Origin of the sequence: Mesonia sp. K7 (assembly GCF_003233725.1) — a bacterium.
In the GTDB taxonomy this organism is placed as follows: domain Bacteria; phylum Bacteroidota; class Bacteroidia; order Flavobacteriales; family Flavobacteriaceae; genus Mesonia.
Genome location: NZ_QKQV01000016.1, coordinates 14,903 through 38,781 on the forward strand (window position 1 = coordinate 14,903; position 23,879 = coordinate 38,781).

The following is a 23,879-nucleotide window of genomic DNA, read 5'->3' on the forward strand; positions in this document are numbered from 1 at the left end:
ATATGAATAGAAGAGTTGTCATTACTGGAATGGGTATTTATTCTTGCATCGGCACCAATGTAGAAGAAGTAAGAAAATCTTTATACGAGGGTAAGTCAGGTATCATTTTCGATGAAAAACGCAAAGATTTTGGTTACCGTTCTGCTTTAACAGGAATGGTACCTGAACTCGATCTAAAAAAAGAACTGAGTAGGAGAGAACGCGTGAGTATTGGTGCAGAAACCGAATATGCTTTTACGGCCTCGCAGCAAGCGTTCCGCCAAGCGAATATTGATGAAGCTTTCATGAACTCGAAAGAAATCGGAATTTTATTTGGCAACGACAGTACCGCGCAATCGGTCGTAGAAGCTACCGATAAAATTAGAGATAAAAAAGATACGACTTTAGTGGGTTCTGGAGGTGTTTTTAAATCGATGAACTCTACATGTACGATGAACCTTGCGACTATTTTTAAACTCAAGGGAATCAATTTTACGATAAGTGCTGCTTGTGCAAGTGGTTCACACTCGATTGGGATGGCTTATTTGTTGATAAAATCAGGTTTGCAAGATTTTATTTTGTGCGGCGGAACCCAGGAAATCAACCCCTATGCGATGGGAAGTTTCGATGGTTTAGGTGTTTTTTCGGTAAATGAAGAAAATCCAACAAAAGCGAGTAGACCTTTTGATAAAAAAAGAGATGGTTTGGTGCCAAGTGGTGGTTCGGCAGCTTTATTTTTAGAAACCTACGATTCAGCAATCAAAAGAGGAGCGACTATTTTAGGTGAAATTGTAGGGTATGGGTTTTCATCGAATGGCGATCATATTTCTACACCCAACCAAGAAGGGCCAGCAAGAGCCATGAAAAAAGCTTTGGAAATGGCAAATATGAACGCCGATGAAGTAGATTATGTAAATGCGCACGCGACTTCAACACCTATTGGCGATATTAATGAAGCTAAAGCTATAGCAGAGGTTTTCCATGGTAAAAAGCCTTATGTGAGTTCTACTAAATCGATGACCGGTCACGAATGTTGGATGGCTGGAGCAAGCGAGGTGGTTTATTCTACGATTATGATGCAGAATGATTTTGTAGCGCCTAACATCAATTTAGAAGAGGTAGATGAGGCCGCAAAAGAATTAAATTTGGTCAAAAAAGCGGTAGATACAAAAATTGATGTATTTTTGAGCAATTCTTTTGGTTTTGGAGGAACAAACTCCGCCATAATTGTAAAAAAAATATAACTTTTAATTAAGTAAGATTGATGGAAAAAGCTGAAATCATTAACAAAATAAATGATTTTTTAATAGATGAATTTGAGGTAGAAGAAACAGAACTTCAACCAGATGCAAATCTTAAAGAGGCACTCGATTTAGACAGTCTAGACTATGTAGACTTGGTCGTGGCTGTAGAATCTAATTTTGGAGTAAAACTAATTGGTGAGGACTTTGTCAATATCAAAACCTTAGAAGATTTTTATACACTTATCGACCAGAAGGTTAACGCATAATCACATTTTTTATGTCCGATTGGAAAGGCAAATCAAAAGGCTCTGTTTTTGGCTATAAGGTTTTTGTTTTTCTACTCAAAAATTTAGGAGTAAAACCCGCTTATTTTTTACTCTATTTTGTAGCGTTTTATTACTTGCTTACGAGTTTTAAAACCAACAAATATACATATATTTATTTCCGTAAACGACATCAGTTTTCTATCCTAAAATCTATCATAGGAATCTACAAAACCTATTTGCAATTAGGAAAATCGCTTATCGACAGAATAGCTATTTCTACCGATTTACAAGATAAGTTTACCTTTGAGTTTGATGGTATAGATCATATTCAGAAAATGATAGATAGCGCTCAAGGCGGATTGATATTTACCGCACATATCGGTAATTTTAATGTCGCACAACGTTTTTTTGATAGGTTTACCCAAAACCAGAAAATGTATATGGTGATCACCGATGCCGAACATCGACAAATTAAAGATTACATATCACAATTGGTCAACTCAAACGTTTTGCAACTTATTGTCATTAAAGAAGATATGTCTCATATTTTTGAAATCAATCAAGCGATTCAAAACAACGAAATTATTATTTTTGCAGCAGACAGAAGCGGAAAAGGAAGACAAATCTATACAACGTTTTTAGGAAAAGCCTCTCCGTTTTTTGAAGGTCCTTTTAAACTTGCTGCCCAAAAGAAACTCCCTATTTTATTTGCTTATATTATGAGAGAGCCCAAGTCGCATTACCATTTGTACGCCAGACCTTTTATTTCTGATGATTTTTCTAAAAAAAATATTCTAAATAATTATATTGCATCTTTAGAAAAAATGGTCAAAAAATATCCTTACCAATGGTTTAATTTTTATGACTTTTGGGAAGAGTTCAATAGCTATGAATCCAACTAATTATCTGATTCCGATAAGTAAAACACAAGAATTATTACCACAAAAAACTCCTTTTGTGATGGTAGATTCTATCATCCATCAAAATAATCAAGAAGCAGTATGTAGTTTTTACATTCAGGAAAACAATATATTGGTTCAGCGTGGATTTTTGTCAGAAGTGGGTTTGATAGAAAATATGGCGCAGTCTATTGCTTTACAAAGCATTTACATGGCTTACCTCAACAGTATAGAAAAATCACAAATGGGTTTTATAGGTGCTATCGATAATTTGGTGATATACGAACTTCCAAAAACTAATTCTTACATCTTAACTAAAGTTAAAGTAATACAAGAATTTGGAGCTATAAGACTCTGCCAAACAGAGGTTTTTACAGAATCGAATAAGAAAATAGCTGAGGCCAAATTAAAAACTGCAACTCCATAATTTAAATCATGAGAAGAAGTAAACATGTAGCATTAACACCGCTTCAAAGTGAATGTAAAATTAGAGTAAGGTTTAAAGATTGTGACCCACTTCAGATTGTTTGGCACGGAAATTATTTGGTGTATTTTGAAGATGGAAGAGAAGCTTTTAATAAAAAATATGGGTTGGATTATAGCGCGATTTATGAACAAGAGGGTTTTTCTCTACCTATTGTTCAATCGTTTTGCGAACATCAATATTCACTGAAGTATGGCGATACCGCTACAGTAAAAGTTTTTTTATGCGAAAATCAGGCTGCTAAAATTCATTTTAAGTACGAGATTTACAATCAACATGAGCAACTTTGCTGTGTAGGAGAAACCATACAGGTTTTTGTGTATAAACGAAATGTTGATAAACAAAATGAGTTATCGTTGGTCATCCCTGAATTTTATAGGAGTTGGCAAAAGAAATATCAATTGTGTTGAACCAAAAAATCTACATAAAAGATGATGTCATCATTTCTGCTTTGGGGTTTTCTACCGAAGAAAACATACAACAGATTTCCAAAGGGATCTCAGCTATAAAAAAACATGGAATAGGAAGCAAAGCCTATTATACATCTATTATTGAAGAAGAGTTGATAAATCAACAATTTCAAAAAATAGGAGACATCAACGCATTTACGAAGTTGGAAAAAATATTGCTGTTGGCTACACAGCAATTGTTTGATAAAAACCCTGATATTGATAAAAACACTTTAGAAATGGTAATTGCCAGCACTAAAGGAAATATTTATTTACTAGGCGAGAACCACGATTTTTCAGAAGAAAGGGTATTACTTTCCGCTTTAAGCGAAATTCTACAAATATTTTTTGGTTTAAAGCATCAACCAGTTGTCGTTTCGAATGCTTGTGTATCGAGTGGTTTAGCTATTTCGGTGGCACGACAATTACTTCAGAAAGAAACTACAGAAAATGTGATGGTGTTGGGAGGTGATTTGGTTTCTGAATTTGTCTTATCGGGTTTCGACTCTTTTCAAGCCTTAGCAGAAGGCATTTGCAGACCTTACGATAAAGACAGATCAGGAATTAATATAGGAGAAGCTGTCGCTGGAATGTTGCTCTCAAAGCAGCCTATAAAAGGAATCAATACAGCTATTTTGGCAGAAGCAAACGTCAATGATGCCAACCATATTTCGGGGCCTTCGAGAACAGGAGAAGGCTTGTATTTGTCGGTGAAAAAAGTTATAGCATTGGCTCAAAAAACGACAAAGGATATCGATTATATTTCTGCTCACGGAACCGCAACACTTTTTAACGACCAAATGGAGTCGGTAGCTTTTAATCGTTTAGAGATGCAAGATGTGCCTTTAAACAGTTTAAAAGCCTATTTTGGCCATACGTTAGGAGCCGCGACACTTTTGGAAACGATTGTTGCTAATTATAGTTTAAAAAACAATATGATTTTTTCTTCTATGGGTTTACAAGCGTTAGATAGCAATATTCAATTGAATGTCGTAAAAGCAACTATCAATAAAGAACTCAAAACCATTTTAAAAACAGCTTCTGGATTTGGAGGTTCTAACTTTGCTATGCTGCTTCAAAAAGAAATGTATTGAAAGAAAATTTTTACATACAAGGTTCGGTTATTATTAGAAATGATCAGGTTTTTAAAAACGGAGATAAAATCTTTCAGCCTGATATAAATGTAGATAGAAAAGACTTTTTAAAAGCAGTCTATACATTCCTGGAAATAAGCTATCCAAAATTCCATAAAATGGATGATTTATGTAAACTGGGCATATTGGCGACCGAAATATTACAGCAAAATAAGCCTATCAATAGCCAAACAGGGTTGGTTTTTCAGAATAAATCAGGTAGCTTAGTTAGCGATTTCAATCACCAGCAAATAATAAACGATTTTGCTTCACCGGCTATTTTTGTATATACTTTACCAAATATTGTGATGGGTGAAGTTTGTATTATGTATCAGTTAAATTCAGAGAACTTTTTCTTTATAAATCCGCATTTTGACTGTAATTTTGTGTATCATTACACCCAAAATTTGTTGGAAAATAAAAGTTCCCAAGAAATTGTTTGTGGTTGGGTAGAAGTAAATTTAGAATCCTACGATATTTTTTTATGCCGTGTAAATAAAGAAAAATCGAGGCACATTTTTACCCCGGAAAACTTAAAAAAAGCATATCATAACAATGAGTAATTTAAGAGAAGAATTAAAATATAAAATCATAGAAAACCTTAACCTTGAAGATTTAAGTGTTGAAGATATTGGTAATAACGATTTGCTTTTTGGTGATGACATAGGCTTAGATTCTATCGATGCTTTAGAAATTATTGTACTGCTAGAGAAAGATTATGGAATCAAAATCACTGACCCTAAACAAGGGAAAGAAATCTTTGAGAGTATAGAAACCATCGCTCAATTTATTGAGAAAAACCAATAAAAATGCGAGTTGCCATTACAGGTTTAGGAATTATTTCTGCTATTGGCAATCATGCTGAAGAACATTTTTTTTCTTTAAAAAATAAGCAATCAGGAGTAGGGAAGTTGGCTTTATTAGAGACTGCTCATGATAATTTACCTTTCGGTGAAATAAAACTTACCAATCAACAACTTGAAGAAGCTTTAGACCTACCAAAGAAAAATAATTTTACCAGAGCTTCACTTTTGGGTTTATTCGCTGTCAAACAAGCTATCAAGCAAGCCAATTTGAATTTGATTGGTGAATTGAGTTTTATCAACGGAACCAGTGTTGGCGGAATGGATTTTTCAGAAAAGTATTGGAAGGAGTTCAAAGAAAACTCTCCTAAAAATAAATATATTGAAGCACAACATCCCGGATTTACAACCAATACTATGGCCGAAGCCATGGGTTTAAAAAATTATACCACCACGATTAGTACCGCTTGTTCTTCGGGAGCCAATGCGATTATCAAAGCATCAAAACTTATCGAAAATAACCAGGCCCACATTGTTCTGGCAGGAGCAACCGATTGCTTGTCTAAATTTACCATCAACGGTTTTAATTCCTTAAAAATTCTATCAGAAAAACCTTGCATGCCTTTCGATAAAAACAGGACAGGACTCAATTTAGGCGAAGGAGCTGCTTATTTGATTCTAGAATCAGAACAGTCCGCTTTAAAGCGAAATCAACCTATTTTGGCGTATCTTTCTGGTTACGGAAATGCCAATGACGCATTTCATCAAACTGCTTCTTCAGAAACGGGAGAAGGTTCTTTTTTAACGATGCAAAAAGCACTGGAGAAATCAGGATTAGAAACAAGAGATATCGATTATATCAATGCTCATGGTACGGCAACTTACAATAATGATTTATCGGAAGGAATTGCCATTTCAAAAATATTTGAGAGTGAAATCCCCGAAGTAAGTAGCACCAAAGCCTTTACAGGACATACTTTAGCTGCTGCAGGAGCGATCGAAGCGGTTTTTTCTACCTTGGCTATACAACAGCAGTGTATTTTTCCTAATTTAAATTTTCAAGATAAAATAGAAGAAATCGGTTTTGAACCCCAAACGGGTTTTGTTGAAAAGGAAATCAATCACGTTTTGTCCAATTCTTTTGGTTTTGGAGGTAATTGTTCATCTTTAATTTTTTCAAAAGCTTAAATGATGTATATCAACGGATTTTCAGCTATTAATACATTGACCAAAGCGGGAGAAAACGAGCTTTCTCTTGAGGCTGGTTTTGTAGCGGTTCCTTTTAAAAGACAAGCTTATCAAGACTATAAAAATTACATCAAAGGTGCTGCTTTACGCCGTATGTCACCTTCGGTAAAAATGAGTGCAGTGGCTGCACAACAAGTTATTTCACAAGCAAATCATAAAAACCTGAACGGAGTAATTGTAGGAACCGGAATGGGCTGCAAAGCTGATTCGGATGCTTTTTTAGAAAAGCTTTTAGAAGACGAAACCTTGTTGTCACCAACGAAATTCATACAGTCTACACACAATACTGTTGCAGGTCAATTGGCCATTTTACTCGATTGCAAAGCTTATAATATGACATTTGTGCAAAACTCGCTTTCACTGGAAAGTGCATTGATTGATGCACAATTAGAACTTGCTTCTTCTGAAGAGAAAAATATTTTGGTTGGAGGTGTCGACGAACTTTCACCAAAAACAGAAGAACATCTCCAGTTCTTACACCCCGAAAGTACATTTAATTTTGGGGAAGGAGCTCATTTTTTTATGGTTGCTAATCAAAAATATAACGAAAGTGTTGCCCAAATAAAATCTATTGAGCTTGTAAGCGAATTGAAAGCAGAAAACTTACAGACCAAAATCAATGAGATTTTAGAAAGAAATAAATTGCAAATAAATGATATTGATGCTGTGATTTTAGGAATTGATCAATATCTTGATAATTACTATGGTATTTTGCAGGAAACATTTCACAATAGTGCAGTTTACACGTATAAAAATAAGATAGGGGAGTTTTATACGACTAATGGTTTTGCCCTTTGGTTGGCTTGTTATGGTTTTAAAAATCAACAAATTCCTACGGAATTTTTGTATGGAAAAACAGTCGGAAAAAGACTAAACAATGTATTGATTTACAATCAAAATAACGGAAAAGAGCACAGCTTTATTTTAGTACAAAACCTATGAAGTACAAGGTAGTCAATCTTCTTTTTTTTGTAATCTTTATCATTGTTTTGGTGTTGATTTATCAATCAATTTTACCAATTATTTCTTTGATCTACTTGTTGCTATTATACTTGGCAGTCACTTTTGCAGGAGCAACTATTGTGCGTTGGAATTACTTTTTTGAGGCTTACCATCACAACAAAAGCACTTTAAAAAACGAAGTGTCGATTACTTTTGATGATGGCCCTACAGCAAACACCCTAGAAATACTAAACATTTTAGATAGGTTTGATGCGAAAGCCACTTTTTTTTGTATAGGTCATAAAATAGATGAAAGACCAGAGGTTTTCAAAGCAATTATCGCTAAAGGTCATACGGTTGCCAACCATACTTATTCGCATCCTAAAAATTATGGTTTTTTGAGTACTAAAACCGTGGTAAACGAAATAGAAAGCTGTAATCTAGCAATAAAAAACCATAGTGGTCTTATTTCCAAGCTTTACCGAACCCCTTTTGGAAATGCTAATCCAAAAATAAAAAGAGCACTACAAAAAACAGGGTTAACCCCGATAGGATGGAGTATTAGAAGTTTTGACACACTTATTTCTAGTAAAAAAATTATTTTAAAGCGCGTTACCAGCCGAGTAAAAAAAGGGGATATTATTTTGCTTCATGATAGTCAAATGCATACCAATGTCATTTTGGAGCAGTTATTGTTATTCTTAAAAAATAAAAATTTAAAATCGGTTACCGTAGATCAATTATTAAACCTTAAAGCTTATGAAGATTAAAGTTTTAATCCTATTATTTTTTATTGTACAACTAGGTTTTTCACAGGAAAAAATGAGTGATTCAGAAATTTCTGTTTTCAAAAATAAAGTTGAACAAAAAGCTGCATCAGTAAAAACCATGCAAAGTGGTTTTGTGCAAAACAAATACTTAAGCTATATGCAAAACCCCGTAAAAAGCGAGGGAGAAGTATTCTATAAAGAACCTAAAACGCTAAAGTGGAGTTATACAAAACCAGATCAAAACACGATCATTTTTAAAGATGGAAGTCTGTTTGTAAAGAATAATGGAAAAGCTAGAGAAATAAAAGTAGATCAAAACAAAATGTTTGAAAACCTAGTAGGTTTGCTTACCCAAAGTATGAACGGAAAAATTTTAAACAATCCTGATTTTAAAGCTAGTTTTTATAAAAAAGAAGGCTTAGTGACGGTAAAAATGTTACCCAATGAAGAAAGCTTGAGAGAAATTTTCAAAAATATAGAAATCACATTTACAAGAGAATATACCATTAAAAAAGTAAAGTTAGTTGATTTATCTGAGGACATCACAGAAATTAAATTTACAGAGATGCAAATCAATCTACCTGTTGCGGATAGTGTTTTTGGCATATAATTTATATTTTTATGGCGAAATACATCAATCTTGAAAACACTTTTAGCTAATTTTACTGAAGTTCTTCACCGGTCAAATGAAGAAAACCAACTCGAAACTACCTTAAAACTCAACGTACAGCACGAAGTTTTTAAAGGACATTTTCCTGAAATGCCGGTTTTGCCTGGGGTTTTAATCACCCAATTATTTAAAGAAGAAGTAGCGTTTTATTTGCAAAAACAACTTTTGATTGGTGAAGTCAAGCAAATTAAATTCTTAAAAGTAATCAACCCAACAGAAAGTGAAGAGGTTACTTTAAAAATAACATTAAATTTAGAAGAAAATATTTCGCTCAAAGGCGAAATGATTCATCAAAACCAAACCGCTGCCAAAGTAAGGTTAACCCTAAAGCAAAGTTAATTTGAGTGAAGTTACACCAAAATTACAAACACAGTTCGACGACTTATCTTGCGGGGTAATTATACCAACTTACAACAATCATAAAACGCTAAAAAGAGTTGTTTCTGGGGTTTTAAATTACACCAATAACCTCATCATTGTCAATGATGGTTCTACCGATAATACCCCAGAAATACTAAAAGAATTTTCCGCATATCCACAAATTCACTTTCGTGAAAACAAAGGAAAAGGCGAAGCCCTTAAAGCGGGTTTTAAAAAAGCAGAAGATTTAGGTTACGATTTTGTCATCACGATCGATTCAGATGGTCAACACTACCCTTCAGACTTAAATGTTTTTTTAGAAGCTTTAAAAAAAGAAACCACAAAACATCTTTTATTGATTGGTTCTCGAACCATGACCGGACCCAATATACCCAAAAAAAGTAGTTTCGGAAACAAGTTTTCTAACTTTTGGTTTTGGATAGAAACGGGAATTCAGCTTGAAGATACACAAAGTGGTTATCGACTTTACCCTGTCAAGGAAATGAATGATATACGGTTTTTTACCAATCGGTTTGAGTTTGAAATAGAGGCAATTGTAAAAGCTGCTTGGCGGAAAGTAGAGGTGAAAAATGTTCCTGTAAAAGTACTTTATGACCCAGAAGAACGGGTGAGTCATTTTAGGCCATTCAAGGATTTTTTTAGAATAAGCGTTCTCAATACTTTTTTGGTGGCAACTGCCTTGGTCTATATTTTTCCTAGAAATTGGTTAGCTAACTTCAAGGATGCAAAAAATAGAAAAAATTGGTTCAGAAAATTAATTTCAGTGAAGGAAAGCCCCCTAAAGAAAACACTTTCTTTGATGTTGGGTATTTTTGTTGGGATATCTCCTTTTTGGGGTTTTCAAACTTTACTTGTTTTGTTTTTAGCACAAGTTTTTAGACTCAATAAAGCTATTTCTTTTTTGGCTTCCAACATAAGTTTGCCGCCACTAATTCCGTTTATCGTCTTTTTTAGCTATCATTTTGGAGGCTTATTGATGGGTAAATCACTAGATTTTTCGGTGAGTATAGAGAGCATTAGCGAAAATATAGGTTCATTTCTCAACATCAGGCAATATATTTTTGGTGCTTTTGTTTTTGCAACTGCTGCGAGTTTGTTTCTCGGGATTATTTTTTATTTTATATTTTCGATAACGAATAAAAAATAACCTGATGCCGCGACTTTTTCTTTTACTTTTTTCTTTTTTTAAGAAAAACCAATGGTTAGGAGCAGGGTTGCTTTTTACTTTTCTCATTACAGGTTATTTAGCGTTTCAGCAGTTAGAATTCCGTCAAGAGATTACCGATTTAATCCCAAAAAATAAAGCGTCACAAACCACGCAAAATATCCTTAATACAATAGATTTTAGAGATAAAATCGTGCTGCATATCTATCAAGATAGAAAAGAAAATAAAGATAGTTTAGTTGCTTTCGCGGAATCTTTTTTAGAGGAACTGCAAGCTCAATCTTCTGGTAATATTCAAAAAATACAGGGTAGGGTTGAAGATCAAAGCCTACTGGAAACTTATCATTTTGTGTATGATAATTTGCCTTTTTTCCTTGATGAAAATGATTATACCATTATAGAACAAAGACTAGCAGAAGACAGTTTACAAAAGGCAGTAAAGGCTACCTATGACAATATTATTTCGCCTATTGGTTTTGTATCACAGCAGTTCTCGAGGAAAGATCCGCTTCACATCAATTTAATTGGAATTGAGAAGCTACAAGAAATGCAAATCGGTAAAAACTATCAACTTTACCAAAATTATTTGCTTACAAAAGATGAAAAAAACTTGTTGTTGTTTATCAATCCGGTAGATGAAAAAGAAAACAAAACACAACTTATTATAGATTTAAAGAAATTAAAAGAAAAATTCAATCTAAAATTTCAGCAAACCCAGATTGATTTTTTTGGTGCAGAATTATATGCATACGCCAATGAAAAACAGATAAAATCTGATATTACCACAACAGTGAGTATCGCCTTGCTGGTTTTATTTTTGTTGCTCACTTATTTTTATAGAAGTTTTATAAAACCTATTTTACTTTTTTTACCCACACTTTTAGGAGCCATTTTTGCGCTTATTGTTTTGTCACTTTTTAAAGGAACCGTATCGTTGATTTCTTTGGGTATAGGAGCAGTTTTATTAGGGATTACTCTCGATTATTCGCTACATATCTTTACACACTTTCGTGAAAACAAATCGATAGAAAATCTTTACAAAGAAATAACAAAGCCCATTTTAACGAGTAGTATTACCACGGCTATTGCTTTTTTGTGCTTGTTGTTTATAAATAGCGAAGCTTTAACCGATTTAGGTGTTTTTACAGCTGTAAGTGTTTTAACAACAGCATTTTTTGCATTAATACTTATTCCCCAGTTTTTGGTAGTCTTGAAAAAGCAGTCGATACCTCAAACATTTATCGATGATTTTGCCCGTATAAAATTTCAGAAACAAAAATGGTTGCTGACTGCTATAGGATTAGCCTTTTTGATAGGTTTATTTTTTTATCAAGAAGTAGATTTTCAACAAGATATTTCAAAACTCAATTACCAACCTATAGAAGTCAAGCAGGCAGAAGATAGAATCAATGCGATTACCGAAAATGAAAACTCGTTGTATGTAGTGAGTTATGGTAAAACGGTTGATGAAGCCTTAATTAGCAACCATCAACTTTATGCACATGTACAACAAGACTCGTCTAATGGTTTAAAGCATTTTAGCAGTATTGGTGGTGTAGTTTTGTCTGAGAAAGATCAACTTCAAAAAATTGAACAGTGGACAAAGTTTTGGGATTCAACCAAGGTTGACTACGTAAAAAGACATCTCATAAAGTTCGGGAGCGCTTATGGGTTTAAAGAAAATATTTACCAAGAATTTTACCAATTATTAGAAAAAGAATTCAAAACCATAAAACTGGGAGATTACCAGCAAATTTCAAATCTATATTTAGACGATTATATTCATACTTCCTCAGAAAATAATTTTGCCACGGTGGTTTCTATTGCACAAGTAGAACCCAGCCACACTGAAATAGTAAAGGAAAATTTAGAGCATCAAACAAATGTTTATGTGCTCAACAGGAAAGGGCTTAACGAATCACTGCTCGGTTTACTTCAAACCGATTTTAACCGATTAATTACGTATTCTTTTATCGCGGTTTTACTCATTTTATGGTTGGCACTACGCCAAATAGAATTGGTTATACTTACGGTTGTGCCAATAGCTATGACATGGGTTTTATCGCTTTCGCTAATGTATTACTTGGGAATTTCTTTTAATATTCTCAATATCATTATTTCGACTTTTATTTTTGGTCTTGGGGTTGATTACAGCATATTTATAACCAGCGGGTTGCAAGAAAAATATACCAATCCTGAGGTAAAATTAAAAACCTATAAGACTTCTATTTTACTATCGGTGATAACTACACTGCTCGGTATTGGTGTTTTGATTTTTGCCAAGCATCCAGCATTGCATTCCGTAGCCACCATATCGATTATTGGAGTAGGTTTTTCAGCTTTGATTGCGATGAGTATCCAACCATTTTTATTTGCACTTTTTATTACAAAAAGAGCAAATAAAGGTTTAGCTCCCTTAAAATTATTTACAACCGTTCATTCACTTTTAAGTTTTTTGTACTTTGGTTTAGGGGCTTTATTGGTTTCACTTTTCGGAAGAATTTACCTGAGAATATCACCACAGCAAAAACAAAAAAAACTCACCTCACTTTCGTGGATCAACTCAAAATTAATGGGGTCTGTTTTGCGAACCAATCCTTTTGTAAAACAAAGAAAATATAATATTTCGCAAAAGCTTTGGGAGAAACCAGCGGTTTTTATTGCCAACCATGCCTCATTTTTAGATATCCTATCTTTAGGAAAATTAAATAAAAAGCAAATATTTTTAGTGAACGATTGGGTATATAATTCGCCTATTTTTGGGAAGCTACTCAAAGAATTTGGTTTTTTACCTACTCAAAAAAACTTAGAAGACAATTTAAGTTTGCTTCAACAAAAAATTTCAGAAGGTTATTCACTTATTGTTTTCCCAGAGGGAAGTCGTTCAAAAAATAATAAAATCAATCGTTTTCATAAAGGTGCTTTTTATCTCGCCGAACAGCTTGGCTTACCTATCATTCCTGTCATTATTCATGGAACAAGTGAAGCTTTACCTAAAAATGATTTTATTATATATGGTAGTTCAATTACATTAAATGCTTTACCAAAAATTAAAAATAGTGATTTGAGCTATGGTAATTCTTACTCCGAAAAGACAAAGTTTATCAGTAAATACTTCAAAAGAGAATATCAGAAATTGAAGAATACACTAGAAAACGAGAAGTATTTTAAAAAATATATTTTGCATAATTTTTTATACACTTCGCTGCAACAGAAAATAAAAAAAGAATATGAAGAAAATATTGAAATTCATTTGCAGATAGCAAAAAAAACAAATCAATTCCAATCAATCTCTATAATTAATGATTATTATGGTTTATGGACTATTTTTTACCGACAGAAGTTTCCATTTAAAAAAATCCACGGAAGTGTACCCCAGCATGAAGATTTAAAAATAGCAAAAAATAGATTTGCAACGAAGCACTTAAACTTAAAGTTTGACTTAACAGAAAGTCTGCAAGTTTTTGCTGAAGTTGTAATATTTAGGGAAATATTTATCTCAGAATTAACTAAAAACGCTCAAATATTTGCCATTGTAAATGCAAAAGCTAATTTTGAGGTGCCAAAAGAAGATTTTGAGTTAATGAGCGACCAAAAAGACCTACAGATTTATCAACGGATTTCCCATGAAAAATAACACTTACGACATTGTGATTATTGGAAGCGGACTTGGCGGTTTGGCTTCAGGTGTTATTCTTGCAAAGGAAGGTTACAAGGTGTGTATTCTAGAAAAAAACAACCAATTTGGAGGAAATTTACAGACGTTTGTTCGCGATAAAAAAATATTTGACACAGGAGTCCATTACATTGGCGGCTTAGCTCCAGGCGAAAACCTTTACCATTATTTTAAATATTTTGGAATTTATGACCAACTAAAGCTCAAAAAACTTGATGAAAATAAATTTGACAGTATTGTATTTGACAACTCACATATAGAATATCCTTACGCACAAGGCTACGATAATTTTGTCAAGCAATTGTCACAGTATTTTCCTAATGAAAAAAAAGCTATTCGTACTTACGTGGAAAAAATACAGGAAATTTGTAGCTTTTTTCCGTTATATAATCTTTCTGCCGAAAATAGTTTTTATCCTGATGAGATTCTACAGCTAAATGCAAAAGCCTATATCAATTCACTAACATCAGACAAAACACTACAAGGAGTTTTAGCAGGAACTAATTTGCTTTATGCAGGAATAGGAGAAAAAACACCTTTTTATGTTCATGCTTTATCAGTCAATTCCTATATTCAAAGTGCTTGGCGGTGTGTAAATGGTGGAAGTCAGATAGCAAAGCATTTGGTAAAAGAAATCAGGGCTCTTGGCGGAAAAGTTTTAAAATACCAAGAAGTCACAGAGTTTTATATCGATGAAAACAAACAGCTAAAAAGTGTTGTAACAAAAGAGGGAAACAATTTTTTTGCAAAGCAATTTATAGCCAATATCGAACCAAAAACCGTAGTGGATTTAATCGGAAAACAACACATTAGAAAGGCGTATTACAAAAGGGTAAAAGCACAACAAAATGGTATTTCGGCTTTTAGTTTATATCTGGTACTAAAACCTAAAAGCATTAGGTATAAAAATTATAATACTTATTATATCAACAGTCCTGAAAATGTTTGGACGACTCAAAATCACACAAAAGCGTCTTGGCCAGAAGCCTATATGTTTGCGATGAGCGAAGATGCCAAAAACAAAGGTTTTGCAGATACAATTACTGCAATTGCTTATATGTCTTTCGATGAAGTAAAAAATTGGGAAAATTCTTTTAATACCGTCGCAGAAGAAAATGAACGTGGTCAATCTTATGATGAATTTAAAAATGAAAAAGCGCAGGTTTTTATTAAAAAATTAGCCAAAAAATTACCGGGATTAGAAGAAGCAATTTTATCTATTCATACTTCAACACCACTTTCTTACCGTGATTATATTGGGAGTTATGAGGGCTCGATGTATGGTTATGAAAAAGATGCCAACCAACCTATGAAATCTTTTTTGTCGGCCAAAACTAAAATTCCAAACTTATTTTTAACAGGTCAAAGCATCAATATGCACGGAATTCTAGGCGTTACCATAAGTGCCGTAATTACGTGTAGCGAAATAGTAGGAATGAAGTATTTAGTCGATAAGATAAAAAAAGAAGTTGAAGTCGATGCGAAGTAGTTGGCTGTATATAATTTTATCTTTCCTGCTCTTCACCTCTTGTGGAATCAAAAAGTCATTAAATAATATTCCTGATTATCAACTTGACACCCTTCATCATTTTGCTAAAAATTATGGAGAAAATTTAAAAGTTTATAAAAACAATTCGCTTTTAAAAAATCAATACGGAATTTGGGAAATGTACATCGAAGGTGATGCATTAGAAAGAGGAACGGCAATTGGTATACTTACCAAAGAATTAATGCAGAAACAAGAGCAAATTTTTTTGGAAAAAGTAGAAAGTTTGGTGCCTGAACAACGCATGAATTTACTCAAAAAAATCACGGCTTATTACAACAGACATCTCGACTATTATGTTTTAGAAGAGTACAAAAAAGAAATTTTTGCCCTTTCGCAATACATGACGCCAAAATACAACGATTTGGCTCATCCGTATAAAAGAGCTTTGTATTTGCACGCGGCTCACGATATTGGTCACGCTTTACAAGATTTGATGTTGGTAGGTTGTACTTCGTTTGCGGTTTGGGGAGACAAGTCTTACGACGGAAATTTATTATTGGGTAGAAATTTCGATTTTTATGCTGGCGACGATTTTGCCGAAGAAAAAATCGTTGCTTTTATCAACCCAGATACAGGAAATAAATTTACAATGCTCACTTGGCCAGGTTTTATAGGTGTTGTAAGCGGAATGAACGAAAAGGGAATTACCGTTACCATCAATGCCGGGAAATCTAAAATTCCTTGGAGCGCCAAAACCCCAATTGCTTTGGTAACTCGAGAGATTTTACAATATGCCAATTCGATAGAAGAAGCAATTGAAATTGCAAAAAACAAAGAAGTTTTTGTTTCGGAAGCGATTATGGTAGGAAGTGCTAAAGAAAATAAGGCTGTACTTATCGAACTTTCACCTAAAAACTTTGGTGTGTATGAAGTTGAAAATTCAGATAAATTGCTTTGTACCAATCATTTTCAGAGCGAAAATTATAAAGATGATAAACGGAATCTGATAACTATTGAAGAAAGTCATACACAACCAAGATTTCTACGTTTACAAGAATTGATAAATGAAGAAGAAAAGATAAATCCTACCAAAGCGGTTGAAATATTAAGAGATAAAAAAGGAGTTGATAACAATGAATTGGGTTTTGGAAATGAACTTGCCATCAATCAATTATTGGCACATCACAGTATTGTTTTTCAACCAAATAAATTGCGATTTTGGGTTTCAACAAAGCCTTATCAATTAGGGGAATTTATCGCTTACGATCTCGGTAGTGCTTTCGCGGATTTTGAAACAGGTCTTCACAATGAAAAGCTGATACCGGAATTAACTATTCCTGCAGATTCATTTCTAACAACACAGAGTTATAAAAACTACGAGAAATTTCGCCTTGAGCGAAAAAAAATCACCGATGCAATCGAGAATAATTTGTGGCTAGAAGATAATTATGTAGAAAGTTTTGTGGCTTTAAACCCAGAATTTTGGGAAACCTATAAATATGTAGGAGATTATTATTTTGAGCATCAGAAATTTGAAGAAGCTTCTAAGTATTACCAAATTGCAATGACCAAAGAAGTAACAACCCAACCCGATTTACAGTATTTAAAAAAGCAATTAAGAAAATCTAAACGTAAATTTTAAGTGGAAAAATCGCAACAATTATTAAAAGAACAACTGTTGTATGTACAGCAAAATTCACCTTTCTATCAGCAATGGTTCAGCAAACATGGTTTTGATGCAAATGATTTTACGTTAGCAAATTTTAAGCAATTACCACTTACCAGCAAAGAACAATTGGCAGAATACAACCAGGAGTTTGTGAGTGTGCCAAAAAACGAAATCATTGACTGGGTAACGACGTCGGGAACTCTAGGAAGCCCTGTTTCTTTTGCACTCAATGAGCATGATTTACAGCGCTTGGCACTTAATGAAGAATTGTCTTTTCAACAAATAGGGGTAACCAAAAATGATGTTGTTCAGATTATGACCACCTTAGATCGCAGGTTTATGGCTGGACTGGCCTATTTTTTAGGTCTTCGCAAGTTAGGTGCTTCGGTGGTTCGTGCGGGTAGCGGTTTGCCGCAATTGCAATGGGAAAGTATCGAGCGTTTTTCGCCTACCTACTTGGTTTGTGTTCCTTCGTTTTTACTTAAATTAGCCAGTTATGCACAAAAAAACGGTATAGATATTAATAAAACTTCCGTGAAAGCGGCTATTTGTATTGGCGAAGCATTAAGAGATGCCAACAATCAACCTACCAAACTAGCACAAAAAATAAATACTTTATGGAATATTGAGTTGTTTTCTACTTATGCCAGTACCGAAATGAGTACCGCTTTTTCTGAATGTCCAAAACATCAGGGCTTACACATTCAAAACGAACTTATTTTTACGGAAATTCTTGACGATAATGGGGAAGAAGTGGCTCAAGGTGAAATTGGCGAATTGGTAGTGACACCTTTAAAAATACAAACCATGCCTTTAGTTCGTTTTGCAACTGGCGATATGGTTAAAAAGATTAGTGAAACTTATTCAGAAACTGGGACAAATCTCATTTCTTCGGTATTAGGAAGAAAAAAGCAGATGATAAAATATAAAGGAACAAGTTTATACCCGCAACAAATTGATAATGCGCTCAATTATTTTGAGCTAATTGAAGATTACCAAATTATCATTAAAAAAGATGAATTTTTGAATGATGAAATTGATATTAAAATTTCTTTTCTAAATGAAAATTATAATCTAAAAGAAATAGAGGAATATATGCAAAGTCAACTTCGGGTAAAACCAAACCTTATTTTTATGGAATCGAGTGATTTACATAAAATTATTTTTAATGAAAACCATCGTAAACCACAGCGCTTAGTAGATTTACGTTAGATTTTTTGACAGTGAATCACTATTTTTTGTTTTTGTTGGTTTTGCGTAAAAAATAGATATTCTTTTCCGCCATCTTTTATTTTGTACTTCTTTTTGATCGCAACAACAGCCAAAGGAAAATTGCGGGTAGAAACATTTGCTTTTTGCGGAAGTAGTGCTAGGCTTTTTTTATCTAACGTAAGATTTTGTAGGACTTTAAAAACCCTTCCAGGGAAATCTATTTTTTTTTCGCTGGTATATAAATGACTGTGCTCAGCAATTTTTTGTAATTGATATTTTTCAGTAATAGCTTTAAAAAATCCAGCTTTTAAAATGCTGGAATTTGGTTCATATAAATACTGCTCTGGTTCAGAAAAATCTACTGAAGTATTCTTCTCTTCCTCTTGACTTGAATAAAACACATCATTTTCTTCCTCCTTTATATTCACGCAAGTGATTTTCGGATTTTTATTTTCTTTATTTTTTAATATCCAAAGAAGCTCTTTTACTTCATTATCTACCGCAACTACGTGTATTTCTTGTACAAAAAATTTTAATGCTTCAATGCCTTTTGTCAAATCGAGTAATGGAGAGGTCTTGATGAGCATGTGGTCTGCTTTTTCAAAAAATAAATCAAAATGCTTTAAAATATTGGGGGTGTATTGCTCAAAGTTAATCACTTTTTTACCCGCATCATCACGACGAGCAGGATCGAGGTAAAGCCAATCGAAATGATGTTTTGAACTTTCGATAAATTCAATTCCGTCTTGATTAAAAAAATGGATTTTTCCGTTATTTGGTGGTAAAATTTGATAATTATAACCTGCAATTTGGTATAAATCTTTATTGATTTCGCAGTAATAAACATTATCAAGCTTGGAAGAGAAATAATAACTATCTACACCAAAACCACCTGTTAGATCGGCTATTCTACTATTGGAAATCAGTTCTGATTTATATTTTGCAGTCGCTTCAGAAGAACTTTGCTCGAGGTTGAGCGAAGGTGGAAAAAAAATATTTTTTGTCTTGCACCAAAGGGGTAACTTGTTTTTGGATTTATGAAAACCATTGATCTGTTGTGCAATTTCCTGAATAGATACCCCTTGAAAAGGGCTGCCTTTTAGAATAACTTTAGCTAAATCTTGGTTAAGATTTTCTTTGATAAAATTTTGTACTTCTTTTTGTATGAGTAAAAGATTCATTATAAATCTTTAGTAAGTTTTTTTACAATTTTATATTCGCTAAAAGTTTCTTTGGCTATTACTTTAATAGCGGTATAAACAGGAACTGCTACCACCATTCCGATGACGCCAAAAAGAATACCGGAAATGAGGATCACTAAAAATATCTCCAAGGGATGTGACCTCACACTGGTTCCGAAAATAAGCGGTTGGTTAATAAAATTATCGATAAGCTGGGCAATTGCATAACCGCTCATGACATAAATTAATTTTGGAAAAATAACGGTTGAAAAATCTGTACCCAAGTGCGTAGAAACCACCATTAAAGCCATTAAAGCACCTGCAATAATAGGTCCTAAATAAGGCACAATGTTCAGAACCGCGCAGATCAGGGCAATAGCGATAGGATTATCTATTTTAAACACCAAGAGTAGCACAGAATACAAGACGAATAATATAAAAATCTGAAAGGTGAGTCCAACAAAATAACGAGATAACAAATGCTTGATTTTATTGAATACATTTTTAAACTTTTCTTCTTCACCGGTATTAGAAAAAACCAAAATACTATCCAGCATTAACCTGCTGTCTTTTAATAAGAAAAAGGCAATAAAAACAATTGAAAATAAACCGATGAGAATAGTGCCAATTCCACCAAAGATAAGATTTATAAAATCTGGAATAAACTGAAAGTCAAAATTCTGAACAAAACTGGTTCGCTTCAATCCTTGCACTAAATCTAGCTGACGAACTCCTAAAAACTCTTTCACCTGCTGATTCAACTCGTACAAATCGTGGCGAAAAGTGTCGATATCTATATGCGCCAGGTTTTCACTTTGTTGCAATATAATAGGAACAAAAAGCCCCATAATTCCGGCAAAGACACATAAGACTAATACCAGCACTGTTATGACGGCGAGAATATTGGGGAATTTAAGTTTATATTTTAAAAACCATACAATTGGTCTACCGATAAGCGAAATGACGGCGGCAACAGCAATATAAACCAATACCGATTGTATTTTATATATAAAAAGACATAAAATACCGATCGCTAAAATAACACCTAAAGCTCTTAAAATTCCGCCCGCAATGGTTTTTGCTCTCATAATAAATTAAATAGATGTTAGTTGATGGGTGATTTCATACAAAGCAATGGCTGTTGCTTGACTTACGTTCATACTACTGTTTTTTCCAAACATACCAATATGGCAAGCCGTATTTACTTTTTCTAAAATCGCTTGCGAAACACCATACTTTTCGTCACCAAGTACCAAACAAATTTTCTTATTTGCAAATTTTATTTGATGTATAGGTAGGCTATTTTCGGTAATTTCTAAAGCAAATATATCAAAATCATCTTTTACAAGTTTTTGAACAAGTGCTATTTTATCTGAAAAAGTTTCATAAGCTATCCAGTTTTGTGTCGATCTTGCCACACGTTTAAAACGATTGCTTGTAAAAACATCAACACTTTCGTGGATATAAATTTTTTGAACTCCAAAAGCATCTGCAATTCTAAAAATACTACCTAAGTTTGCTGGAGAAGAAATATGATCGAGCAATAAAACAAGAGGAAATTCCTTTTGTGCAAACTTATTTTGAAGGTGAGTTAATTGTTCGTTCATTTATTCCGTGAAAGCGTATTTTATAATATTAGCTCCCATTTTTAAAGCCTTTTGACGAACTTCCTCAGGGTCGTTATGCACTTCTTGATTTTCCCAACCATCACCTAAATCACTCTCGTAGGTGAATAGCAAAATGAGCTTTTCGTTTTCAAAAATTCCAAAAGCTTGAGGCATTTTGTTATCGTGTTCGTGTATTTTAGGTAAACCGTTGGGGAACGGAAAAGCCATATTGAAAATAGGGTGATTAGCAGGGATCTCTTGAAAATCCTTATTCGGAAAAAGTTTTTTGATTTCCTTACGGATATAAGGTTCCATCCCGTAATTGTCGTCGATATGCAAGAAACCGCCACTTAATAAATAGTTTCGCAAGTTTTTGATTTCTTGATCGTTGAAAACTACATTTCCGTGACCGGTCATATGCACAAAAGGATAATTAAAAAGCTCAACACTTGCAACTTCAACCGTTGCAATCTTAGTATCTATTTTGGTGTTGATCTGCTGGTTGCAGAAATTAACTAAGTTGGGTAAAGCAGTTGGATTTCCGTACCAATCGCCACCTCCATTATATTTTAAAACCGCAATTTGTTGTGAAAAAACACTGCTACAACAAAAAAGGAAAATAATTTTTAGGATTTTATTCATACGTTGAAAATATAAAAATTATTCGAGATTTAATAATGCAAATGTATGTGTAGCAGCAATCGCCGCAGTTTCTGTACGTAATCTTGTATGGCTCAGACTTACGGGTTTGAAATTTTGACTTAAAGCGGATTTGATTTCATTTTCAGAAAAATCACCTTCTGGACCAATCAGAAGGGTATAGGTTTGATTTTTTAGCACTACATCTTTTAGAAACTGTTTCTGATGATCATCCCCGCAATGGGCAATAAATAAATTTTCGCCCGATTGTTGTTGAATAAACTCCTCAAAAGAAAGCATCTCATTTATTTTCGGTAAAGTGTATTGCAACGATTGTTTGAGTGCACTTTGCAACACGCGTTCTGCTCGGTCTAGTTTTAAAACTTTACGTTCGCTATGTTCGCAGAGCAATGGTGTAATTTCATCTATACCAATTTCAGTTGCTTTTTCTAAAAACCATTCAAACCGATCGTTCATTTTGGTAGGGGCAATGGCTATGTGTAAGCGATAGTTTTTTGGCTTTCCGGTAATAATTTCTATAATTTTTACCTTACATTTTTTAATGTCTGCCAAGATGATTTCGGTAACAAATAAGCTTCCTAAACCATTAGTGACATGCAATATGTCGCCTTCTTGCTTTCGTAAAACCTTGACAATGTGTTTGCTTTCTTCCCGGTCAAAAAAGACTTCCTTATCACTTACCTTAATATTCGAATTAAAAAATAATTGCATATTTTGCTTTGTTTAAAACCCAAACCGGGCTTTAGGTGTTACATCCAAACCACAAAAATCTTTTTCTAAATATTTGTAATAACCCACTATACCAATCATCGCTGCATTGTCTGTAGTATATTCAAATTTAGGGATATGAACTTTCCAATGGTGTTTTAGAGCTAACTGTTGTAAGGTCTCTCTAATCTCACGGTTTGCCGAAACACCACCACCAATGGCAATTTCTCTAATTCCGGTTTGTTTTACTGCTTTCTTGATTTTATTGGTGAGAATTTTCACAATGGTATATTGATACGAAGCACAAATATCAGCTAGATTTTCTTCAATAAAATTTGGGTTTTCTTTTTGCGATTTTTGGATAAAATAGAGGAGAGCTGTTTTTAAGCCGCTAAAGCTGAAATTCAATTCTTTTACATTGGGAATAGGAAAATCAAAGCTTTTCGGATTACCGAGCTTTGCCAATTTATCGATTTGTGGCCCTGCTGGATAAGATAAGCCAAGCATTTTTCCTCCTTTGTCAAAAGCTTCACCAATGGCATCGTCGAGTGTTTCGCCAATTACTTCGAGCTCAAAATGATGAGTTACTTTTACGATTTGGGTATGACCGCCCGAAATTGTAATGCCCAGAAATGGAAAACTTGGTATTTCTTGTCCTGCATCATCTATAAAATGTGCCAACAAATGTGCTTGCATGTGGTTGACTTCAATCAAAGGAATCTCTAATGCCATTGCTAAAGATTTGGCGAACGAAGTACCCACCAAAAGTGAACCCATCAAACCTGGTCCGCGTGTAAAAGCAATTGCTGAAATGTGGGTTTTCTCGATTTTGGCTTCTTTTAATGCTTGGTGCATTACCGGAATTATATTTTGTTGGTGTGCTCTCGAAGCCAACTCTGGTACAACACCACCATAGTTCTGATGTACTTTTTGCGAAGCTACAACATTGCTTAACACAGTCTGGTTTTTTAAAACCGCAATAGAAGTGTCATCGCAAGAAGATTCGATACTTAAAATATAAATCGTTTGATTAGGCATAAAAGTTGTTAATAATATTGAAAAAGTCACTTACTTTGTACAATATTTTTTGATATTTGACAAAGAACAAAATTAAGATTATTCTGCTGAATTCATCATTTTTTTAAAAAAGAACCTGTATTAGAAAAGCAATAAAAATATTAGGGCGGATTTTCGTTGTTATTTTATTACTTTTATTAGTAATTGTCTTGCTTTTCTCTATCCCT

Annotated in this window: 24 protein-coding genes; 18 read left to right on the forward strand and 6 right to left on the reverse strand. The window is 33.7% G+C overall.

Translation table 11 applies throughout. The features are described 5' to 3' along the window. Nucleotides 1-2: 2 nt before the first annotated feature. Genes DNG35_RS10715 through DNG35_RS10800 form a run of 18 tightly spaced genes read left to right on the forward strand, consistent with a single transcriptional unit; the run spans nt 3 to nt 18,479 of the window. Nucleotides 3-1,223: a beta-ketoacyl synthase gene (locus DNG35_RS10715; RefSeq protein ID WP_111129000.1), complete on the forward strand. Its 1,221-nt coding sequence runs from the start codon at nt 3-5 to the stop codon at nt 1,221-1,223. A 20-nt stretch (nt 1,224-1,243) separates the two neighbouring features. After that, nucleotides 1,244-1,489: a phosphopantetheine-binding protein gene (locus tag DNG35_RS10720; RefSeq protein ID WP_111129002.1), complete on the forward strand. Its 246-nt coding sequence runs from the start codon at nt 1,244-1,246 to the stop codon at nt 1,487-1,489. An 11-nt stretch (nt 1,490-1,500) separates the two neighbouring features. After that, complete coding sequence (locus DNG35_RS10725) at nt 1,501-2,391, forward strand: lipid A biosynthesis acyltransferase (protein WP_111129004.1); 891 nt, start codon at nt 1,501-1,503, stop codon at nt 2,389-2,391. Next, nucleotides 2,378-2,815: a hypothetical protein gene (locus tag DNG35_RS10730; RefSeq protein WP_111129006.1), complete on the forward strand. Its 438-nt coding sequence runs from the start codon at nt 2,378-2,380 to the stop codon at nt 2,813-2,815. Before DNG35_RS10725 ends, DNG35_RS10730 begins: the two co-directional genes overlap by 14 nt. 8 nt (nt 2,816-2,823) lie before the next feature. Then, nucleotides 2,824-3,282: a thioesterase family protein gene (locus tag DNG35_RS10735; RefSeq protein ID WP_111129009.1), complete on the forward strand. Its 459-nt coding sequence runs from the start codon at nt 2,824-2,826 to the stop codon at nt 3,280-3,282. After that, nucleotides 3,279-4,415 carry a beta-ketoacyl synthase N-terminal-like domain-containing protein gene (locus DNG35_RS10740; protein ID WP_146228870.1) on the forward strand — a complete coding sequence of 379 codons (1,137 nt, stop codon included), beginning with the start codon at nt 3,279-3,281 and terminating at the stop codon, nt 4,413-4,415. The genes DNG35_RS10735 and DNG35_RS10740 overlap by 4 nt, the downstream gene beginning before the upstream one ends. Next, on the forward strand, nt 4,412-5,017 hold the full coding sequence (locus DNG35_RS10745; protein ID WP_111129015.1) for a hypothetical protein: 606 nt from the start codon (nt 4,412-4,414) through the stop codon (nt 5,015-5,017). The genes DNG35_RS10740 and DNG35_RS10745 overlap by 4 nt, the downstream gene beginning before the upstream one ends. After that, nucleotides 5,010-5,261, forward strand: coding sequence for a phosphopantetheine-binding protein (locus tag DNG35_RS10750; protein ID WP_111129017.1), 252 nt, complete (start codon nt 5,010-5,012; stop codon nt 5,259-5,261). Before DNG35_RS10745 ends, DNG35_RS10750 begins: the two co-directional genes overlap by 8 nt. Before the next feature lie 2 nt (nt 5,262-5,263). Beyond that, nucleotides 5,264-6,445: a beta-ketoacyl synthase gene (locus tag DNG35_RS10755; RefSeq protein ID WP_369908091.1), complete on the forward strand. Its 1,182-nt coding sequence runs from the start codon at nt 5,264-5,266 to the stop codon at nt 6,443-6,445. A gap of 3 nt (nt 6,446-6,448) precedes the next feature. After that, on the forward strand, nt 6,449-7,447 hold the full coding sequence (locus DNG35_RS10760) for a beta-ketoacyl synthase chain length factor (RefSeq protein WP_158524894.1): 999 nt from the start codon (nt 6,449-6,451) through the stop codon (nt 7,445-7,447). Then, a complete protein-coding gene (locus DNG35_RS10765) occupies nt 7,444-8,217 on the forward strand; it encodes a polysaccharide deacetylase family protein (protein WP_111129024.1) in 774 nt (257 codons plus the stop codon). Before DNG35_RS10760 ends, DNG35_RS10765 begins: the two co-directional genes overlap by 4 nt. Then, the gene (locus tag DNG35_RS10770; RefSeq protein WP_111129026.1) at nt 8,207-8,827 is read left to right on the forward strand and encodes an outer membrane lipoprotein carrier protein LolA; all 621 of its coding nucleotides are present in this window, start codon (nt 8,207-8,209) and stop codon (nt 8,825-8,827) included. Before DNG35_RS10765 ends, DNG35_RS10770 begins: the two co-directional genes overlap by 11 nt. A gap of 30 nt (nt 8,828-8,857) precedes the next feature. Continuing rightward, nucleotides 8,858-9,226: a hydroxymyristoyl-ACP dehydratase gene (locus DNG35_RS10775; protein WP_111129028.1), complete on the forward strand. Its 369-nt coding sequence runs from the start codon at nt 8,858-8,860 to the stop codon at nt 9,224-9,226. Between the two features lies 1 nt (nt 9,227). Beyond that, nucleotides 9,228-10,415 (forward strand): DUF2062 domain-containing protein, encoded by a 1,188-nt coding sequence (locus DNG35_RS10780; protein WP_111129030.1) that lies wholly within the window; start codon nt 9,228-9,230, stop codon nt 10,413-10,415. A 4-nt stretch (nt 10,416-10,419) separates the two neighbouring features. Further along, nucleotides 10,420-14,070 (forward strand): MMPL family transporter, encoded by a 3,651-nt coding sequence (locus DNG35_RS10785; RefSeq protein WP_111129032.1) that lies wholly within the window; start codon nt 10,420-10,422, stop codon nt 14,068-14,070. Then, nucleotides 14,060-15,598, forward strand: a complete 1,539-nt coding sequence (locus tag DNG35_RS10790) for an NAD(P)/FAD-dependent oxidoreductase (RefSeq protein WP_111129034.1) — start codon at nt 14,060-14,062, stop codon at nt 15,596-15,598. The genes DNG35_RS10785 and DNG35_RS10790 overlap by 11 nt, the downstream gene beginning before the upstream one ends. Next, on the forward strand, nt 15,588-17,240 hold the full coding sequence (locus tag DNG35_RS10795) for a C45 family peptidase (RefSeq protein WP_111129036.1): 1,653 nt from the start codon (nt 15,588-15,590) through the stop codon (nt 17,238-17,240). The genes DNG35_RS10790 and DNG35_RS10795 overlap by 11 nt, the downstream gene beginning before the upstream one ends. Continuing rightward, a complete protein-coding gene (locus tag DNG35_RS10800; RefSeq protein ID WP_111129038.1) occupies nt 17,241-18,479 on the forward strand; it encodes a phenylacetate--CoA ligase family protein in 1,239 nt (412 codons plus the stop codon). Here the strand turns inward: DNG35_RS10800 and DNG35_RS10805 are convergent. From DNG35_RS10805 to tsaD, 6 genes are read right to left on the reverse strand one after another with little or no spacing between them, the layout of a single operon-like run. Then, a complete protein-coding gene (locus DNG35_RS10805) occupies nt 18,476-19,660 on the reverse strand; it encodes a class I SAM-dependent methyltransferase (protein ID WP_111129041.1) in 1,185 nt (394 codons plus the stop codon). The two genes, DNG35_RS10800 and DNG35_RS10805, sit on opposite strands and share 4 nt — an antisense overlap. After that, the gene (locus DNG35_RS10810; protein ID WP_111129043.1) at nt 19,660-20,748 is read right to left on the reverse strand and encodes an AI-2E family transporter; all 1,089 of its coding nucleotides are present in this window, start codon (nt 20,746-20,748) and stop codon (nt 19,660-19,662) included. The genes DNG35_RS10805 and DNG35_RS10810 overlap by 1 nt, the downstream gene beginning before the upstream one ends. Nucleotides 20,749-20,754: 6 nt before the next feature. Further along, complete coding sequence (locus tag DNG35_RS10815) at nt 20,755-21,267, reverse strand: TrmH family RNA methyltransferase (RefSeq protein ID WP_111129045.1); 513 nt, start codon at nt 21,265-21,267, stop codon at nt 20,755-20,757. Further along, complete coding sequence (locus DNG35_RS10820) at nt 21,268-21,909, reverse strand: DUF4159 domain-containing protein (RefSeq protein ID WP_111129047.1); 642 nt, start codon at nt 21,907-21,909, stop codon at nt 21,268-21,270. A gap of 18 nt (nt 21,910-21,927) precedes the next feature. Further along, nucleotides 21,928-22,638, reverse strand: coding sequence for a 16S rRNA (uracil(1498)-N(3))-methyltransferase (locus DNG35_RS10825; RefSeq protein ID WP_111129049.1), 711 nt, complete (start codon nt 22,636-22,638; stop codon nt 21,928-21,930). Between the two features lie 12 nt (nt 22,639-22,650). Then, nucleotides 22,651-23,673 (reverse strand): tRNA (adenosine(37)-N6)-threonylcarbamoyltransferase complex transferase subunit TsaD, encoded by a 1,023-nt coding sequence (tsaD, locus tag DNG35_RS10830; RefSeq protein ID WP_111129051.1) that lies wholly within the window; start codon nt 23,671-23,673, stop codon nt 22,651-22,653. Nucleotides 23,674-23,879: the final 206 nt, after the last annotated feature.

Bases quoted from the DNA above. Each gene is read 5' to 3' on its own strand.
- DNG35_RS10770 (WP_111129026.1), top strand. From the start codon at position 8,207: ATGAAGATTAAAGTTTTAATCCTATTATTTTTTATTGTACAACTAGGT.
- DNG35_RS10765 (WP_111129024.1), top strand. From the start codon at position 7,444: ATGAAGTACAAGGTAGTCAATCTTCTTTTTTTTGTAATCTTTATCATT.
- DNG35_RS10750 (WP_111129017.1), top strand. From the start codon at position 5,010: ATGAGTAATTTAAGAGAAGAATTAAAATATAAAATCATAGAAAACCTT.
- DNG35_RS10760 (WP_158524894.1), top strand. From the start codon at position 6,449: ATGTATATCAACGGATTTTCAGCTATTAATACATTGACCAAAGCGGGA.
- DNG35_RS10720 (WP_111129002.1), top strand. From the start codon at position 1,244: ATGGAAAAAGCTGAAATCATTAACAAAATAAATGATTTTTTAATAGAT.
- DNG35_RS10820 (WP_111129047.1), bottom strand. From the start codon at position 21,909: ATGAATAAAATCCTAAAAATTATTTTCCTTTTTTGTTGTAGCAGTGTT.
- DNG35_RS10725 (WP_111129004.1), top strand. From the start codon at position 1,501: ATGTCCGATTGGAAAGGCAAATCAAAAGGCTCTGTTTTTGGCTATAAG.
- DNG35_RS10795 (WP_111129036.1), top strand. From the start codon at position 15,588: ATGCGAAGTAGTTGGCTGTATATAATTTTATCTTTCCTGCTCTTCACC.
- DNG35_RS10785 (WP_111129032.1), top strand. From the start codon at position 10,420: ATGCCGCGACTTTTTCTTTTACTTTTTTCTTTTTTTAAGAAAAACCAA.
- DNG35_RS10825 (WP_111129049.1), bottom strand. From the start codon at position 22,638: ATGCAATTATTTTTTAATTCGAATATTAAGGTAAGTGATAAGGAAGTC.
- tsaD (WP_111129051.1), bottom strand. From the start codon at position 23,673: ATGCCTAATCAAACGATTTATATTTTAAGTATCGAATCTTCTTGCGAT.
- DNG35_RS10805 (WP_111129041.1), bottom strand. From the start codon at position 19,660: ATGAATCTTTTACTCATACAAAAAGAAGTACAAAATTTTATCAAAGAA.
- DNG35_RS10810 (WP_111129043.1), bottom strand. From the start codon at position 20,748: ATGAGAGCAAAAACCATTGCGGGCGGAATTTTAAGAGCTTTAGGTGTT.
- DNG35_RS10730 (WP_111129006.1), top strand. From the start codon at position 2,378: ATGAATCCAACTAATTATCTGATTCCGATAAGTAAAACACAAGAATTA.
- DNG35_RS10790 (WP_111129034.1), top strand. From the start codon at position 14,060: ATGAAAAATAACACTTACGACATTGTGATTATTGGAAGCGGACTTGGC.
- DNG35_RS10715 (WP_111129000.1), top strand. From the start codon at position 3: ATGAATAGAAGAGTTGTCATTACTGGAATGGGTATTTATTCTTGCATC.
- DNG35_RS10755 (WP_369908091.1), top strand. From the start codon at position 5,264: ATGCGAGTTGCCATTACAGGTTTAGGAATTATTTCTGCTATTGGCAAT.
- DNG35_RS10735 (WP_111129009.1), top strand. From the start codon at position 2,824: ATGAGAAGAAGTAAACATGTAGCATTAACACCGCTTCAAAGTGAATGT.
- DNG35_RS10815 (WP_111129045.1), bottom strand. From the start codon at position 21,267: ATGAACGAACAATTAACTCACCTTCAAAATAAGTTTGCACAAAAGGAA.